Source organism: Knoellia aerolata DSM 18566 (assembly GCF_000768695.1).
GTDB classification, from domain to species: Bacteria; Actinomycetota; Actinomycetes; order Actinomycetales; family Dermatophilaceae; genus Knoellia; species Knoellia aerolata.
In genome coordinates this window covers 1-479 of record NZ_AVPL01000178.1, presented here as the reverse complement: position 1 = coordinate 479, position 479 = coordinate 1, and the positions used below count along the sequence as shown (strand labels likewise).

Below are 479 nucleotides of genomic sequence, written 5' to 3'. Positions count from 1 at the left end.
CGCTGTCCGGGGGCCTTGGAGTTCTGGGCCTCCTGCACCAGCTGGACGATCTGTGCCAGCGCCGTGTCGGAGCCGACCTTGGTGGCCCGGACCCGCAGGGTCCCGGTGGTGTTGATGGAGGCCCCGATCACCTCGGAGCCGGGCGACTTGCCCACCGGCATGCTCTCGCCGGTGACCATCGACTCGTCCACCTCGGAGATGCCGTCCTCGACCGTGCCGTCCACGGGCACCTTGCCGCCGGGTCGGATCAGCACGAGGTCGCCGACGACGACCTCGGCGGTGGGGATCTCGACCTCCTGGTCGCCCCGCAGGACCGTGGCCTTGGGCGGTGCCAGGTCCAGGAGTGCGCGGATCGCGTCGTTGGCGCCGCCGCGGGCACGCATCTCGAACCAGTGCCCGAGGAGCACGAACGTGGTGAGGACCGCGGCAGCTTCGTAGAAGACCTCACCGCCGCCGGTGACGGTGACGCCGACGCTGTA

General features: G+C 70.8%; 1 protein-coding gene. It reads right to left on the bottom strand.

The genetic code is table 11. The annotated features are described in order from the left end of the window. Positions 1 to 479: HAD-IC family P-type ATPase (locus tag N801_RS19215; RefSeq protein ID WP_035941117.1), on the bottom strand; the 479-nt coding region annotated here is incomplete at both ends.